The sequence below is a fragment of the Pedobacter sp. AC190 genome (assembly GCF_979258025.1).
The window spans coordinates 4,805,054-4,820,246 of sequence record NZ_OZ409824.1 but is presented as its reverse complement, the minus strand read 5'-3'; the positions used below and the strand labels follow the sequence as shown (position 1 = coordinate 4,820,246).

Annotated in this window: 11 protein-coding genes; 7 read left to right on the top strand and 4 right to left on the bottom strand. The window is 34.7% G+C overall.

The window, feature by feature from the left end; genetic code table 11:
• Positions 1 to 29: 29 nt before the first annotated feature.
• Positions 30 to 2,309, bottom strand: coding sequence for a glycosyltransferase family 4 protein (locus ACZZZI_RS21095; RefSeq protein ID WP_424056260.1), 2,280 nt, complete (start codon positions 2,307 to 2,309; stop codon positions 30 to 32).
• 211 nt (positions 2,310 to 2,520) lie between these two features.
• Here ACZZZI_RS21095 and ACZZZI_RS21090 point away from each other — a divergent pair, with 211 nt between their 5' ends.
• The 4 genes from ACZZZI_RS21090 (at position 2,521) to ACZZZI_RS21075 (ending at position 8,894) form a co-directional block, all read left to right on the top strand.
• Complete coding sequence (locus ACZZZI_RS21090) at positions 2,521 to 3,144, top strand: RNA polymerase sigma-70 factor (RefSeq protein ID WP_344768544.1); 624 nt, start codon at positions 2,521 to 2,523, stop codon at positions 3,142 to 3,144.
• Positions 3,145 to 3,198: 54 nt separating this feature from the next.
• Positions 3,199 to 4,227, top strand: coding sequence for a FecR family protein (locus tag ACZZZI_RS21085; protein ID WP_463491244.1), 1,029 nt, complete (start codon positions 3,199 to 3,201; stop codon positions 4,225 to 4,227).
• Positions 4,224 to 6,917 carry an outer membrane beta-barrel protein gene (locus ACZZZI_RS21080; protein ID WP_463491242.1) on the top strand — a complete coding sequence of 898 codons (2,694 nt, stop codon included), beginning with the start codon at positions 4,224 to 4,226 and terminating at the stop codon, positions 6,915 to 6,917. Before ACZZZI_RS21085 ends, ACZZZI_RS21080 begins: the two co-directional genes overlap by 4 nt.
• Positions 6,918 to 7,259: 342 nt before the next feature.
• A complete protein-coding gene (locus ACZZZI_RS21075) occupies positions 7,260 to 8,894 on the top strand; it encodes an ABC-F family ATP-binding cassette domain-containing protein (RefSeq protein WP_424056267.1) in 1,635 nt (544 codons plus the stop codon).
• 372 nt (positions 8,895 to 9,266) lie between these two features.
• Here ACZZZI_RS21075 and accD read toward each other — a convergent pair whose 3' ends face one another.
• Positions 9,267 to 10,112: an acetyl-CoA carboxylase, carboxyltransferase subunit beta gene (gene accD, locus ACZZZI_RS21070; RefSeq protein ID WP_316757267.1), complete on the bottom strand. Its 846-nt coding sequence runs from the start codon at positions 10,110 to 10,112 to the stop codon at positions 9,267 to 9,269.
• A 353-nt stretch (positions 10,113 to 10,465) separates the two neighbouring features.
• Here accD and fbaA point away from each other — a divergent pair, with 353 nt between their 5' ends.
• The 3 genes from fbaA (at position 10,466) to ACZZZI_RS21055 (ending at position 12,587) form a co-directional block, all read left to right on the top strand.
• Positions 10,466 to 11,545 (top strand): class II fructose-bisphosphate aldolase, encoded by a 1,080-nt coding sequence (fbaA, locus tag ACZZZI_RS21065; RefSeq protein WP_316757269.1) that lies wholly within the window; start codon positions 10,466 to 10,468, stop codon positions 11,543 to 11,545.
• Positions 11,546 to 11,683: 138 nt separating this feature from the next.
• On the top strand, positions 11,684 to 12,199 hold the full coding sequence (locus ACZZZI_RS21060) for a low affinity iron permease family protein (RefSeq protein ID WP_316757271.1): 516 nt from the start codon (positions 11,684 to 11,686) through the stop codon (positions 12,197 to 12,199).
• Complete coding sequence (locus ACZZZI_RS21055) at positions 12,165 to 12,587, top strand: GNAT family N-acetyltransferase (protein ID WP_316757273.1); 423 nt, start codon at positions 12,165 to 12,167, stop codon at positions 12,585 to 12,587. Before ACZZZI_RS21060 ends, ACZZZI_RS21055 begins: the two co-directional genes overlap by 35 nt.
• Before the next feature lie 155 nt (positions 12,588 to 12,742).
• On the opposite strand, the gene ACZZZI_RS21050 is transcribed toward ACZZZI_RS21055, so the two are convergent.
• Together ACZZZI_RS21050 and ACZZZI_RS21045 are read right to left on the bottom strand one after the other, a co-directional pair.
• Positions 12,743 to 13,603 (bottom strand): hydroxymethylglutaryl-CoA lyase, encoded by an 861-nt coding sequence (locus tag ACZZZI_RS21050; RefSeq protein ID WP_424056271.1) that lies wholly within the window; start codon positions 13,601 to 13,603, stop codon positions 12,743 to 12,745.
• A gap of 94 nt (positions 13,604 to 13,697) precedes the next feature.
• Complete coding sequence (locus ACZZZI_RS21045) at positions 13,698 to 15,014, bottom strand: NAD(P)/FAD-dependent oxidoreductase (protein WP_424056273.1); 1,317 nt, start codon at positions 15,012 to 15,014, stop codon at positions 13,698 to 13,700.
• Positions 15,015 to 15,193 lie beyond the last annotated feature (179 nt).

Sequence of the window (15,193 nt, the reverse complement as noted above, 5' to 3'; positions counted from 1 at the left end):
GGATTAAGCTAGAAATTCAAGATGTGAAATTATAATTTACTACACACCTCTTTTTCGGCAATTAAAGGGGAGGATAAAGAAACATATTCATACTCAGCTGCTTTCAAAATTGCTAAATGCGAAACAAAATAGGCAATTGTACTTTCTGCACCTTGATTTCTATTTACACTATCGAATTGCAATCCATCTGCACAGCCATGTGTTTCAAAATCATACAAGGGTACGTGTAAGCTGTTTTTACCTAGAAACCATTCATAGCTTATTTGCATAAGTTTTAAATATTTATTGTCTTTAGTAATTTCGAAAACCTTCGAATACATCAACACCATTGCCATAGTTTCAAGCGCCTGCTGATCGTAAATTGGATTTTTGCCATTTTTATTCATCCAGCCGTCGTTGCCAACTGGATTCAAATAGCCATTTTCAAACGAAAATCCGTTTAAGAATGCAATACTTTCCATAGCAACACCGTATGCTTCGGTATTTTCGCTAATTTCATAATAATGTAGTAGCGATAACGGTAAAATTGCATTATCATAAGTTAAACTATCCTCAAACCAATGCCATTCTTCATCTTTACAATTCTTAAATGCTCTTATTAATGAGGCGGCCAAATGGTCAGCTTCTACAACAAAACGTTCATCTCCAGGATGGGCACTCAGGTAATAACAAACGCCGATCAATGAGTTCGCAATGCCTCGTAGGTGTTTTAAATTTTTAAAATGCGTAACCGAATGACTCAAAAGTTCTTTTCCAAACTCCCGATAGGAATTATTAGGAGAGCAGCAAATTAAATAACCTAAAGACCATATTGTTCGTCCAAAAGAATCCTCTGAACCTACCTCATCCAAATAATTCCTGTTAAAACTGAGGAAATTTCTGAAATATCCGTCAGAGGTTTGCATATATTGAAGAAAACCTAAGTAAACAGGCATTAACTTTAAGGAAATCTGGCTTTTATCTTGTTTATAAAGCATCAACATTAAAATCAACGCCCTTGAATTGTCGTCTATACAATATCCTTCCTTAAAATTAGCAATACCAAAGCGGGCATGTTGTATAATTCCAGTGTTATCTGTTAGCAAGGCAATGTGACTTAGATTTAATAAAGGCATGTTTTCTACGTCTAATATTGTAGGTATTGCCTTATCTGGTGTTTTTTGCCGAAGTAATGCACCTTCTAATGTCTTTAAATAGATATTACCAATGGCAGGCCATCTTAAATTTAATCCATATTGAAAGGCATTTTGTTTAAGTGTCTGCCGTTTAGCTTCGTTACTTAAAAGTTCGTTAATAATTTTCGAAAGTTGAACGTCATCTTTGAAATCAAATAATTGTCCTCTATTTTCAGCAAGTAATTCCTCTGCATGCCAATAAGGGGTTGAAATTACGGCTGCTCCCGCACCAACAGCATAGGAGAGGGTTCCACTTGTTATCTGTGCTTCATTTAAATAAGGTGTTATATACAAGTGGCAAGCCGTTAGGTATTGGTGCAATTCTGCCTGCGATACAAAATTATTGATAAAAACAATGTTGTTGCTTACACCAAGTTGTTCAGCAAGAGCCTTTAAACTCTCGCGATATTCTTCCCCATTGTGCTTAATAACGCCAGGGTGGGTATTCCCTAAAACCACATACAAAACATCAGGATGATTAACAACAATTGCAGGTAAAGCCTTGATAACAGTTTCCAACCCCTTATTGCGACTAATTAATCCAAAGGTGAAGAGTATTTTTTTGTTTTTAAATAGCTCGCTTTGAGCAATCTGATTATTTACAGTTGGTTCGATATCAGGAACGCCATGTTCAATCAAAGTTATAGCGCTTTTAGGTACTTCGTAAATACTGGTTAGAAATAATAAGGCCTTTTGGCTCATTACAACAATTTTAGAAGACTTTAGGGCGATTTCTTTGATAATCGTCTGCTGCATAAAATTGGGTTCCTTCAGTACGGTATGTAAAATGGTAACAAAAGGTTTCTTCAGTCTGTTAGCCAGTGAGAGAAGGAAGACACCGCTATCGCCTCCATATATTCCAAATTCATGTTCGATTATACAAGCATCTACTTCGCTATTATTAATAAAATCAGCTGCTTCTATGTAATCCTGCTGAACTTGTTGTCTTATAATAAATTTAACCTCGTTTGGATAATCGTGTTCATTAAGATCTTCAGACCCATTTAACGCGACTACAAAACTTTTCTTTGAATCATACGATGGGTTTAAACTTAAAGCATTAACTAAGTCTTCATTAAAGGTAGCTAAGCCACATTCGCGTGGTGGGTAAGTAGAAATGTAGGCAACTCTCATGTCATTCTAATAGGTTGATATCCTTAAACAACATCAACTCAACTCAAATGGTTTTCTTTCTTAATCATTTTCTTTGTTTATCTTATAGTTGAGTTACTTATTCTGGCGATATTAATCTATTTACATTTATTTTTTATCCTGAAATAAGTATATCTTCAAAATTCCGTGTCATTATCAATAAGCTAATTGTTTGTTTTAAAATTGAGGGTTGATGCCAGAAGAAAAATTGAAGGTTGTACTATTGTTTAAGGAAATTCAGGAGGGAAACAAGGCTGCATTCGATGAACTTTTTTTCTTGTACCATAACAAACTTCTCTCTTTTGCTGTACAGTATACGAAACAGCAAGAAAGCGCAGAAGAGATCACCTCTGAACTTTTTGTAAAGTTATGGCTCAAAAGAATTGAGTTATCAAAAGTGATTAATCCAGAAGTATATTTATACGTTTCCATTAAAAATGCGTGCCTTAATTTGATTAGATATGAAAGAAAGCGATACCTTTTATTTGCTGCATGGCCCGATGAACAATCATTTCAAGAGCCTTTGGATAAAAATTTTAAGGAAATGGATGACAAAGAATTGGCTCGATTGTTAGATCTGGCAGTTGAGAAACTTCCAGAGCAACGCAGGCTCATATTTAGGCTTATAAAAGAGCAAGGACTTAAAACTAATGCGGTTGCAGAGATCTTGGGTATCTCAATAAGAACAGTTGAAAATCAATTATATAAAGCTGTAAAAACACTTGCAGATGCTATAAGCGGGTATCTCGGCTACCATCCTCAAGCTAAAATATTTAAAAAACAATCGCTTTCAGGTTTATTGATGTTTTTTTTATAAAAGCAGTAAGTAGTTCGTTACGCAAAGTTGTCTTTAATATATATGCATTAAACAATGGAAAAAGAACAATTCACAGAGCTGTTGTCAAAAAAACTTTCGGGACAAATTGCTGAAGAAGATCGCATCTTATTGGAAAAGATGATCGATAATGACAAAGAGTGTAAAAAAATATCCGTTAATCTTGACAACTATTTTAAAGAAGAATATTCAAAGGCAAATATATCGCAACTAAATCAGGTTTGGGAATTAATTGAAGCTAATCGCAGTGAAAATTTTGGTGGTAAATTTGATTATGCAGAGCCAAAGAAAAATCCATTTTTATATTCAAGCTGGTTAAAAATAGCTGCAGTATTGATGGTTTTAATTGGTACAAGTATAACGGGCTATTATTTATTTCTTAATAATACAAACCAAAATTTTGAAACCGTAATAGCAATAAATGAAAAAATTTTTAAGGTACTTGATGATGGTACCAAAATTTGGCTGAACAAAAATTCTACGTTCAGTTATAATAAGGCTTTTGGTCAACAAAAACGTGAGATAACTTTAGAAGGTGAACCATATTTTGAGGTTGTTAAAAACTCATCTGTTCCATTGTTTATACATGCCCGTGATATCGATATAGAAGTTAAAGGTACCGCATTTAATGTTAATGCTTATAACAGCAGCAATGAGATTGAGGTTGCACTGGTAAGAGGATTAATCCAAGTAACCGACAGATTAAACCATAAAAGAAGAGTTTTGCTACACCCTAATGAAAAACTTACGTTTAACAATTCAAAAAATGTTGAACAGCACAACTTTTTAGTAAAGCAAGTAAAAACAGAAATATTATGGAATGATACTAAATGGATAGCCGATACACTAACTTTTAATAAAGAAAAACTTAAAGATTTAGCACTTCGTATGGAGAAAAAATTCGATTTGAAGATTGAAATTCAAAGCGAAAAATTAAAAGAAAAGCGTTTTAGTGGAACATTTATAAATGAAAATATACAGCAAGCACTAGAGGCCATAAAGTTATCTTATCCATTAACTTACACCATTAACAATAGGTTGGTTATAATTAAGGACGAGAAATGAGAAAACTTATTCTGCTAATACTATTGTTGAGCCATCTTGTGGTATTTGCGCAAGAACGTAAACTAACATTAAATCTGAACAAACAACCAATTCACGCATTATTCAAACAAATCCAATTACAGAGTGGATATAACATTGTATATAGCGATGATGTGATCACAGATACGATGTTGGTTTCGCTGAATACGAATAGCTTAACAGTTTTTAAAGTTTTAGATAGTGTATTGTCTAGCAAGCAACTTTTCTATCAATTGCTTTCCGAAAATATGATTGTTATCGGAAGCAAGTTATTAAAAGAACAAGAAAATAAAATTGCAAAAACAGTTGTTTCAGGAAGTGTGATAAATGCAGATGGTAACGAGGTATCTGTGCCCTTTGCAACAATTTCTTTGTTTGAAGATGGATTGCTTTTGAATGGAGCTATTGCTAACGAACAAGGAAATTTTCAATTTGCTTACGCTTTTAAAAGTAATAAAGATTACAAGCTAAAAATCTCCTCTTTAGGTTATGAACTCTTGGTCTTTAAACTTCTTTTAACACCACAATATCTTCAATACAAGAACGTCGGGAAATTAGAGTTAAAGCCTACAACAAAGGTTTTAAAAGAAGTGCAAGTAACAGGAAGTCCTAATATAATTGAGATGGATGGAGGGAATATCGTGTTCAATGTATCTAAAAGCATTAGTGCACAAGGTATGAATGCACTTGATTTACTAGGGCGGGCGCCCGGCGTAACTGTAGGTAGCGATAATGGCATTTCACTTAATGGTAAAGCAGGTGCAGCCATACTTATAGATGGTAAGCAAACATATCTTTCTGGCAGAGAAATTGCCGAATTACTAAAATCAATGTCGTCTTCAGATATTCGGTCAATTGAAATCATCAATAGTCCTAGCGCTAAGTATGATGCCTCGGGAACGGCAGGGATTATTAATGTAAGGACTTTAAAGTCCCTTCTTCAAGGTTTTAGTGCCGGCTTAACTTCGGGTTTGAGTTATGGTGTATATTTTAAACAGAACCAGGACCTTTCTCTAAGTTTTAGAAAAAACAGGTTTACAATCTATGGAAATTACAGTCATTTTTTAGGTTACTATTCTTATCTATACGGTGCAGATCGAATTCAGGAAGGCAAATTTTACAACAGCTTTACTGATGATATTGATAAGCGAAATAAAATGGGATCGAGGTTAGGAGCCGATTTTGCGATAAACAAAAAACAGACTGTTGGTATATTATTGAATGGCAATTTTATTTTTGGTGGTGGAATAACAGATACTAGAACTGAAATTGGTATCGCTCCGAGTACAAATGTAGACCAGGTGCTTACCGCTATAAACGACTATTACCATCAGCAAACCCAACGTTACAATGTTAACTTCAATTATAAATATGAAGATACACTGGGAAGGATAATAAATTTTGATGCCGATTATGGCGATTTTACAAAGGGATCAGGAAACCTTCAATCAAACAAATACACAGCAAATGACAATACGATATTAAGTGATAATCTTTATCGCTCTGTTAATGCAATTGATATTGGGCTAAGGGCCGTAAAACTAGATTATACCACTAATCTTTGGAAGGGGAAACTGGAAACAGGTGCTAAATATTCTTCCGTATCATCTGCCAACGATTCGCGTTTTCTGGAAATACAGCCAAATGTAGAAGTTTTGGATCCATCCAGATCTAACAGATTCGCTTATCGAGAGGAAATAACTAGTGCTTATTTTAATTATAAAAGAGATTATGGGAAATGGCAACTTCAGGGCGGTTTAAGAGCCGAAAACTCCAGGTCAATTGGTAAGCTTGACCAGATTAGTGCCGTAGCAGGGAATGAGCAGTCTATCCGTAGAAACTATACTAACCTTTTTCCCTATTTTTCAGTCAATATAAAGCCTTCGGTCTCAAATAGTTTTTCATTTAGTTATTCCAGAAGGATCGATAGGCCTGCTTATCAAAATTTAAATCCTTTTATTTACTTGCTCGACGAACTTTCTTATTGGCAAGGCAATCCTTTTTTAAAACCTCAACTTAGCCATCGGGCCTTATTACAATATGTATATAAAAGTTCGACCATAATAGGCCTTAGTTACACCTATACAGATAATTTCAGTGTTGAGGTAACGGATACCGTAGGCCTTACGAGAATTGTTATGGTTCCGCGAAATCTTGGCGTACAAAAACATCTGGCACTAACGCTTACCCAAACTATTGCCCCGTACAAATGGTGGAATATTACATTTAACGGCACTTTTTTTAGATTACTTAACAAAATTGACTTTGGTGCTGATAGAAAACTCGATCTTAAACAAGCTGCAGGTAGATTGAGTTTGCAGCAAACCTTTAAATTACCTTATAGTTTAAGTGGGGAAGTAATGGGGGTATACAACTCCAGGCGTTTGGTTGGGGCCAACCAATTTCAAAATGCTAATAGCCAGATAGATTTAGGTTTGCAACGTAATTTTATGGATAACAAAGCAACGCTCAGATTGGTTTTTAGCGATATTTATAAGGGGAGTAGAGCCAATTCAATACAAAGTGTTGATGGCCTGTATATTCGCAACTATAGCTATTTTGAATCTCGACAGATAAAGGTAAATTTTAGTTATCGGTTCACAACCGGCAATTCAAAAGGTCCTAGAAACCGAAGTTCTGCACTTGAAAATGAAAACGGTAGAATTAAGTAAACAGTTTTTGCTAAACGTAATATTATTTTAGATGGGCTTGGTTTATATGCGCCAAGTGTTAGTAGCTCCGGCGAAGTTTTAATCAACGGAAAATGTCTAAAGGCTTACCTGTAATTGAACTACGGTTTGCTGAATAAAAACGAATTAATCAATCCTTTATAAGATGTAAAAATAAAACCTTAATTCACAAATTTTATAAACATTAAACTGATGTTTTATTTAGCGAAGAATAAAAGTATTACCTAAAATATGAAACTTCAATCTGGTGGTTAATCTTTTATTCTGCTCTCTGTAATTCCGTGTCTTTCTTTTATCTTTGCCGCTGATTTAATATTCCCAATTGTGATTAATGTAAATAATATATCCGTTTCATTTGGTGGAACAACGCTTTTTAGCGACGTAACTTTTTCGATAAATGAAAACGATAAAATAGCCCTTATGGGCAAAAATGGAGCAGGTAAATCTACCATTCTAAAAATCATCGCCGATGTTACTAAACCTACTTCAGGGAGCGTGACTGGACCAAAAGAGGCCGTAATAGCCTATTTGCCTCAACACTTACTTACACAAGATAAAGCAACAGTTTTTGAAGAAACGATGAAAGCTTTTGCAGAGGTAAACCAAATGCAAAAAGAGCTTGATGAGTTAAACGAACAGCTCACTATCCGTACAGATTATGATAGTGATGACTATATGAAGCTTATTGAACGCGTATCAGAATTGAGCGAAAAATTTTATTCGATTGAAGAAACCAACTATGATGCAGAAGTAGAAAAAGTGCTAAAAGGTTTAGGTTTTGAACGTAAAGATTTTTCTCGTCAAACTTCGGAGTTTTCTGGAGGATGGCGTATGCGCATCGAGCTGGCTAAGATTTTATTAAAAAAACCTGATCTCATTTTGCTTGATGAGCCTACCAACCACATGGATATCGAAAGTATTCAATGGCTGGAAGATTTCTTAATTAACTCTGCAAAAGCAGTAATGGTAATTTCCCACGATAGAACTTTTGTTGATAACATTACCAATCGTACCATCGAGGTAACCATGGGTAGAATCTACGATTACAAGGCAAAATATACGCACTATCTTCAATTGCGTGCCGAGCGTCGTGTGCACCAACTGAAAGCTTACGAAGAACAACAACGATTTATTGCCGATAATCAAGAGTTTATAGATAGATTTAGAGGAACCTACTCGAAAACTTTGCAAGTACAATCTCGTGTTAAGATGCTAGAAAAGCTCGAAGTTATTGAGATTGATGAAGTAGATACTTCGGCATTGCGATTGAAATTTCCTCCATCGCCACGTTCTGGTCAATATCCAGTAATGGTAGAAGAGCTAACCAAAACCTACGGTGATCATGTTGTGTTTGAAAAAGCATCGATGGTGATCGAGCGTGGAGAAAAGGTAGCTTTTGTAGGTAAAAATGGTGAAGGTAAATCGACTATGATAAAAGCAATTATGGGCGAAATCGATTTTGAAGGCGGTTTAAAAGTAGGGCACAATGCCAAGATTGGTTATTTTGCCCAAAATCAGGCTGCATTACTCGATGAGAGTTTAACCGTATTCGAAACCATTGATCAGATTCCTTTAAGTGATGGTAGTATAAAAATTAAAGATCTTTTAGGTGCTTTTATGTTTAGCGGCGATGATACGACCAAAAAAGTAAAGGTACTTTCTGGTGGAGAAAAAACACGTTTGGCCATGATCAAATTATTATTGGAGCCTGTAAATGTTTTAATTCTGGATGAGCCAACCAATCATTTGGATATGAAAACCAAAGACATTATTAAAGATGCCTTGAAAGATTTTGATGGTACTTTGATTTTGGTATCTCACGATAGAGATTTTTTAGATGGACTTGCAGAAAAAGTATTTGAATTTGGTAATAAACGTGTTCGTGAACACTTTGAAGATATTAAGGGTTTCTTAGCTTACAAAAAAATGAATAGCTTAAAGGAAATTGAGCAAAACTAATTTAGCTCGCAACTTAACTTATTTCTTTAAAAAAAAATATTTATACTTTTTAAAATGTTATTTACAATTCCAACTAAGGTTTAGAGCACTTTAGTTGGAATTTGAATTTAACACCATTCTTAACCAGTATTTCAGAATTAATGGAGTCTGTGTTAAGGTGTGTTTTTACATTAATAAGGAACAGTTTCCCAAGGGCAGCAAGATAGCGTATTCTAAACCTGATTGACGCGAGCATCCCGATTTTTCATCGGGATAAAGCAAAAAGCAGGGCTGAAATAACCGATGTATTTCAAGCCCTGCTTTTCATATTATTAAATTACTAATTAGCTGGTTTAAGTAAATTAGCCAATCAAAAATGAACTATTGACCAAATTAGTTATTCATCATTTTAATGAAAGAACCTAATTTAGCTTTCATTGCTCTTCTATCTACAATAAAATCAAGGAAACCATGCTCTAAAACGAATTCAGACGTTTGGAAACCTTTTGGTAAATCTTTTTTAATGGTTTCTTTAATTACACGCGGACCAGCAAAGCCGATTAATGCGCCAGGTTCTGCAATGTTAATGTCGCCAAGCATTGCGTAAGATGCTGTAACACCGCCAGTTGTAGGGTCGGTTAATAAAGAAATGTATGGAATTTTTGCCTGACTTAACAGCGCTAATTTGGCCGAGGTTTTAGCCATTTGCATTAATGAAAATGCAGCCTCCATCATACGTGCTCCGCCCGATTTTGAAATCATCAGGAATGGAATTTTATGTTTGATAGAATAATCGATAGAACGAGCAATTTTTTCTCCAACTACCGAACCCATCGAACCACCAATAAAAGCAAAATCCATACAGGCAATAACTAAATCCTGTCCTTCAATTTTACCAACACCAGCACGGATAGCATCCTTTAAGCCAGTTTTTGCCTGACTTTCTACAATTCTATCGGTATAAGGTTTATTATCGTTAAAGTTTAAAGGATCGCCTGATGTTAAATTAGCGAAAAGCTCTTTGAACTCGTTATTATCAAATAAAACTTCAAAATATTCTCTAGAACCTACTCTCAAATGGTAATCGCAGTAGTGGCAAACATATTTGTTTTCCTGTAATTCTGTTTGATGTAGCGGTTTTTTGCAATTTGGACACTTATTCCACACGCCATCTGGTGCCTCTTTCTTCTCTTCGGTGGTAGTAATGATACCTTTATTTTCTCTCTTAAACCAAGCCATATAATTTTTTAAAGAATTGGATTGCAAAGAAACGAAAAATATAATCAAGTTTATAAATTACCAATAACCAAATTTCATTTATCAAACTAGCGAAGGCTTAAAAATTACTGATTAAAAATATTAATCGAGTTAAAAGGTTTTATAATGGTGATTTCACTACCAGATTTATTGAGTTTAAAAATTGAGGGTTAAAATTTGGTAATTCGTACGTGTGTGTCTTTTTTACACTAAGGATAATGTCTTTTTTACACTAAATGGGCCTTATTTGGTTGTAAGGCAAATAATTCTGTTGTTACAAAAGCTTGAAATGTTATTTTTTTTTATAACTTCGGACTTAATAAAATTAACAAGAGATGAGTTTAAAAGGCTACAAAGGCGTAATTTACGGAGATGCCGTTCAAGAATTATTTGAGCAGGCTAAAAAACATCAGTTTGCTTTACCAGCAGTAAACGTAACCGGTACAAATACGGTTAACGCGGTATTGGAAACTGCTAAGGCAGTAAATTCGCCAGTTATGATTCAATTATCTAATGGAGGTGCACAGTTTTACGCAGGTAAATCTTTAGATAATGAGAAATTGCAAGCATGTATTTTAGGTGCTGTATCGGCAGCTAAACATGTACATTTATTGGCAGAACATTATGGCGTTGCTGTAGTTTTACATACAGATCATGCCGCTAAAAAATTGTTGCCTTGGATTGATGGCCTTTTAGACCATGGTGAAAAATTCTTCGCTGAAACTGGAAAACCTTTGTTTTCTTCACACATGTTAGATTTATCGGAAGAGCCGATTGAAGAAAACATGGAAATTTCTGCAAAATATTTTGCTCGTATGGCAAAAATGAACATGACTATCGAAATCGAACTTGGTGTTACAGGTGGAGAAGAAGATGGTGTTGATAATAGTGATGTAGATAGCTCAAAATTATATACTCAGCCTAGTGAGGTTGCTTATGCTTACGAAGAGTTAAGCAAAGTTTCTCCTCGTTTTACAGTTGCTGCCGCTTTTGGTAATGTTCATGGCGTTTATAAACCAGGGAATGTTAAATTACAACCTGTTATTTTAAAAAATTCTCAAGATTTTATCAAAGAGAAATTCAATTTAACAGCTGAGAAACCAATTAACTTTGTGTTCCACGGTGGTTCAGGTTCTTCGCAAGAAGAAATAAGAGAAGCAATTTCTTATGGTGCAATTAAAATGAATATCGATACTGATATGCAATGGGCATTTTGGGAAGGTATTTTAGAATACTATAAAAAGAATGAAGCTTACCTTCAAGGCCAAATTGGTAACCCTGATGGTGATGACAAACCAAATAAGAAATATTATGATCCACGCGTTTGGTTGCGTAAAGCTGAAGAAACATTTGTTAAACGTTTAACAATTGCTTTTGAAGATTTAAATTGTGTAAACGCTAATGATAAGCTTTAATTGGTTAAAAGCTTTTAAGGTTGGAATGTTTTAACACTACAACTTTTTACGTTTTAATCGACAAACAAAAACGCCATAGGTTTAAAACTTATGGCGTTTTTGTTTGTTTTATGGTTATATTTAAGCAAATTAAATGCGATGACTAAATCAAAAAAAAGCACGAAAAACAACAGTTTTTTTGAGCGTTTTGCAAATGCTGCAACGAAATTTACTGGTAGTTCGATTGCGTTTATTATAGCCACTTTAATAGTAATTGTGTGGGCTGTTACCGGGCCGATATTTAATTACTCCGAAACCTGGCAATTGGTTATAAATACGGGCACTACGATCATTACTTTCTTAATGGTTTTTCTCATTCAAAAAGCGCAAAATAAGGATGGAAAAGCTATTCAGCTGAAATTAAATGAGTTAATTGCTGCGCATGAAAAAGCAAGTAACAGAATGGTTGATATAGAAGATTTAACGGAAAAAGAATTAGATCAATTACATAAATTTTACGTTACGATAGCTACTTTAGCAAAAAAAGAAACGGATATTCATTGTTCTCATTCTATTGATGTGGCAAAAGAGTTAAATGAACTTAAGTTAAAAACGAATAAACATTTTAAAAACATAGATAATGAGCTTGCTAGTCCAAAAAGTAAATCATCCTGAAGATTTAGATAAAGTATTTGCTATTCGCAAAATCGTATTTGTAGATGAACAAAATTGCCCACCTGAATTGGAGTGGGAGTTTGAAGATGAATCCATTCATTTTCTTGCAACACATAACGGGCAGCCTTGCGGAGCTTGTCGTTGGAGAAAAACTGATGCGGGATATAAATTGGAACGTTTTGCTGTGCTTAAAGATTTTAGAGGAATGGGTGTTGGGCGAGCTTTAATTGCTGAAGCATTATCTGATTTACCTGAAGATGCGCACTATATTTATTTAAACTCCCAATTAGATGCAATGAGCTTATACGCAAAATTTGGTTTTGTTGCAGAAGGAGAGCAGTTCGAGGAAGCTGGTATTCAGCATTTCAAAATGGTTAAGCAGGTGTAGTAAAACAGTTCGTGATTGCGAAATATGAAGCAATCTTAAAGCGTTATCTGTGGTGTTCAGGAATTTCAATCGCCTGAAATCTTAACCCATCGTTGTAGGATTGCTTCGTGCCTCGCAATGACGACAATTAGAACAGAAAGGTGGGGAAGTTAGGCTTAACTAAAAATCTGGGCAGACAAAGCGATTGCCTCATCCCATTTACCCATATTTAAATTAAGTTTTTCACCCTTAGAGTTCAAATAGCTGATTACATCTTCTGTCGCAATGTTACCAGTTAGATCATCAGCAGCCATTGGGCAACCGCCGAAGCCTTTTAAAGCACAATCTATTCTTTTAACTCCTGAGTTGTAAGCGGCTTCAATTTTTTCGAAACGTTCGGCAGGAGTGGAGTGTAAATGAATGCCAATTTCTGTGTTGCTAAATTTTGAAATCAGTTTTGGTAAGATGTTCTTAATCTTTTCTGGTGTTGACACCCCAACTGTATCAGCCAATGAGAGTATCTTAACTCCTTTTTGCACCAAAACATCTGCCCATTTTTCTACAATCTCATCATTCCAATCATCTCCATAGGGATTTCCAAAACCCATAGATAAATAAACTACAGCAGTTTTGTTGTTTTTTTCACAAAGTGATAACATATCTTCAACTGTATTTAATGATTGATTTATGCTTGAATTTGTATTACGCTGCTGAAAGGTTTCAGATATTGAAAAAGGAAATCCTAAATAATTAATTTGTTCATGCTTTACAGCATCTTCCACGCCTCTTAGGTTCGCAACAATTGCTAAAAGTTTAGTAGAAGTGTTACTTAGATCTAAACTGGCTAGAACTTCTGCTGTATCTGCCATTTGTGGTATCGCTTTGGGCGAAACGAAACTGCCAAAATCAAGCGTATCGAAGCCAACTTGCAGTAATAAATTCAAGTATTCAGATTTAAGTTCGGTAGGTATAAAATCATGTAATCCCTGCATGGCATCACGTGGGCACTCTACTAATTTGAATTTATTTTCGCTCATATCATTTCAGGTTAATCGCAAAGTGCGTAAAGTTTATCGCAAAGAAAAGAAGTTTTCAGAAACATTAATCTAGTGTTTAAACTTTAAAAAATAACTAATGTACCTCCTTTACCTCTTCTCTGTAATCAACACTTCTGTCTTTTGCAAAGGTTCTGATAATTAATCGTGTTCCTCTATCGTAACTAAAATAACTCCAAACCCAATTAACAAAAACTATAATTTTATTTCTAAAACCTACTAAAGTCATCAAGTGCACAAACATCCAGGTAAACCAAGCGAAAACGCCCTGAAAACGAACTTTTCCGATATCTACAACTGCTTTATTTCTACCAACAGTTGCCATAGAACCTTTATCGAAATATTTAAATTTTTCTAAGGGTTTATTTTCTTTAATATTGATTAGGTTTTTAGCTAATTGGTGACCTTGTTGAATCGCAGCAGGAGCAACTCCAGGATGTCCGTTAGGTGTTTCATCATCAATTATTGCAGCAACATCACCAATTGCATACACATTCGGATAACCAACCACTAAGTTTTGAGTATCAGTTTTTAATCTTCCTCCACGAACAATCTCAGCTTTCTCAAGCCCTGGGATAACCTGGCCTTTAACGCCAGCACTCCATATTACTGTAGAGCTCAAAATTGGTGGCTTATCTTGTAAAGTAAGTGTATGACCATCGTAACCCAAAACCCTGGTTTCGTTCATGATCTGAACGCCCATTTCTGTAAGAAAATCTTTTGATTTTTTTTGAGCTTGTAGCGACATTTGTCCTAATAATTCAGGAGAATTTTCAACAAGGTATATATTAACCTTGCTTAAATCCATTTCAGGGTAATCGTTAGGGATAACGTGTTTCTTAAGTTCGGCAATAGCCCCAGAAGTTTCTACACCAGTTGGGCCACCACCAACTACAACGAAATTTAATAATGCACTTTTTTTATTAGGATCTTTTTCGATTAATGATTTCTCGAAATTTTGCAAAATCAAACTTCTTAAATCCAGTGCTTCGGGAATCGATTTCATTGGCATTGAATTGTCCTCAATTTCTTTATTGCCAAAGAAATTACTTGTAGAGCCCGTTGCAATAACTAAATAATCGTAATTGATTTTACCAATATCCGTTTGTAAACAATTTTCTGTTGGATTTACTTCAGTAACTTTTGTAACTCTAAAAACTAAGTTTTTTTGCCCTTTAAATATTTTGCGAAGTGGAAAAGCAATAGAGTCTGCTTCTAAACCTCCAGTTGCCACTTGGTAAAGTAATGGCTGAAAGGTATGATAGTTATGCTTATCTAACATAACCACTTGAAAAGGTTTATTTTTTAATCGTTTAGCTAATTCAATTCCACCAAATCCACCGCCAACTATAACTATTCTTGGGTACTCGCTTTTAGGAAGTTGTAAATCCATCTTATCTGCATTTTATATGTTTAAACTTAACAAAAAGGTAGCCAAATATTAAAAATTCAACCTTATCGAACACATAAAAGCTATCGCGATAAAGATATAACGTAGTTATGACTTAAACTACTGATGCGTCCTAAAAGAGTATCAAGCCAATTGTTTGCGAAATCTAAAACGCTCTGTTT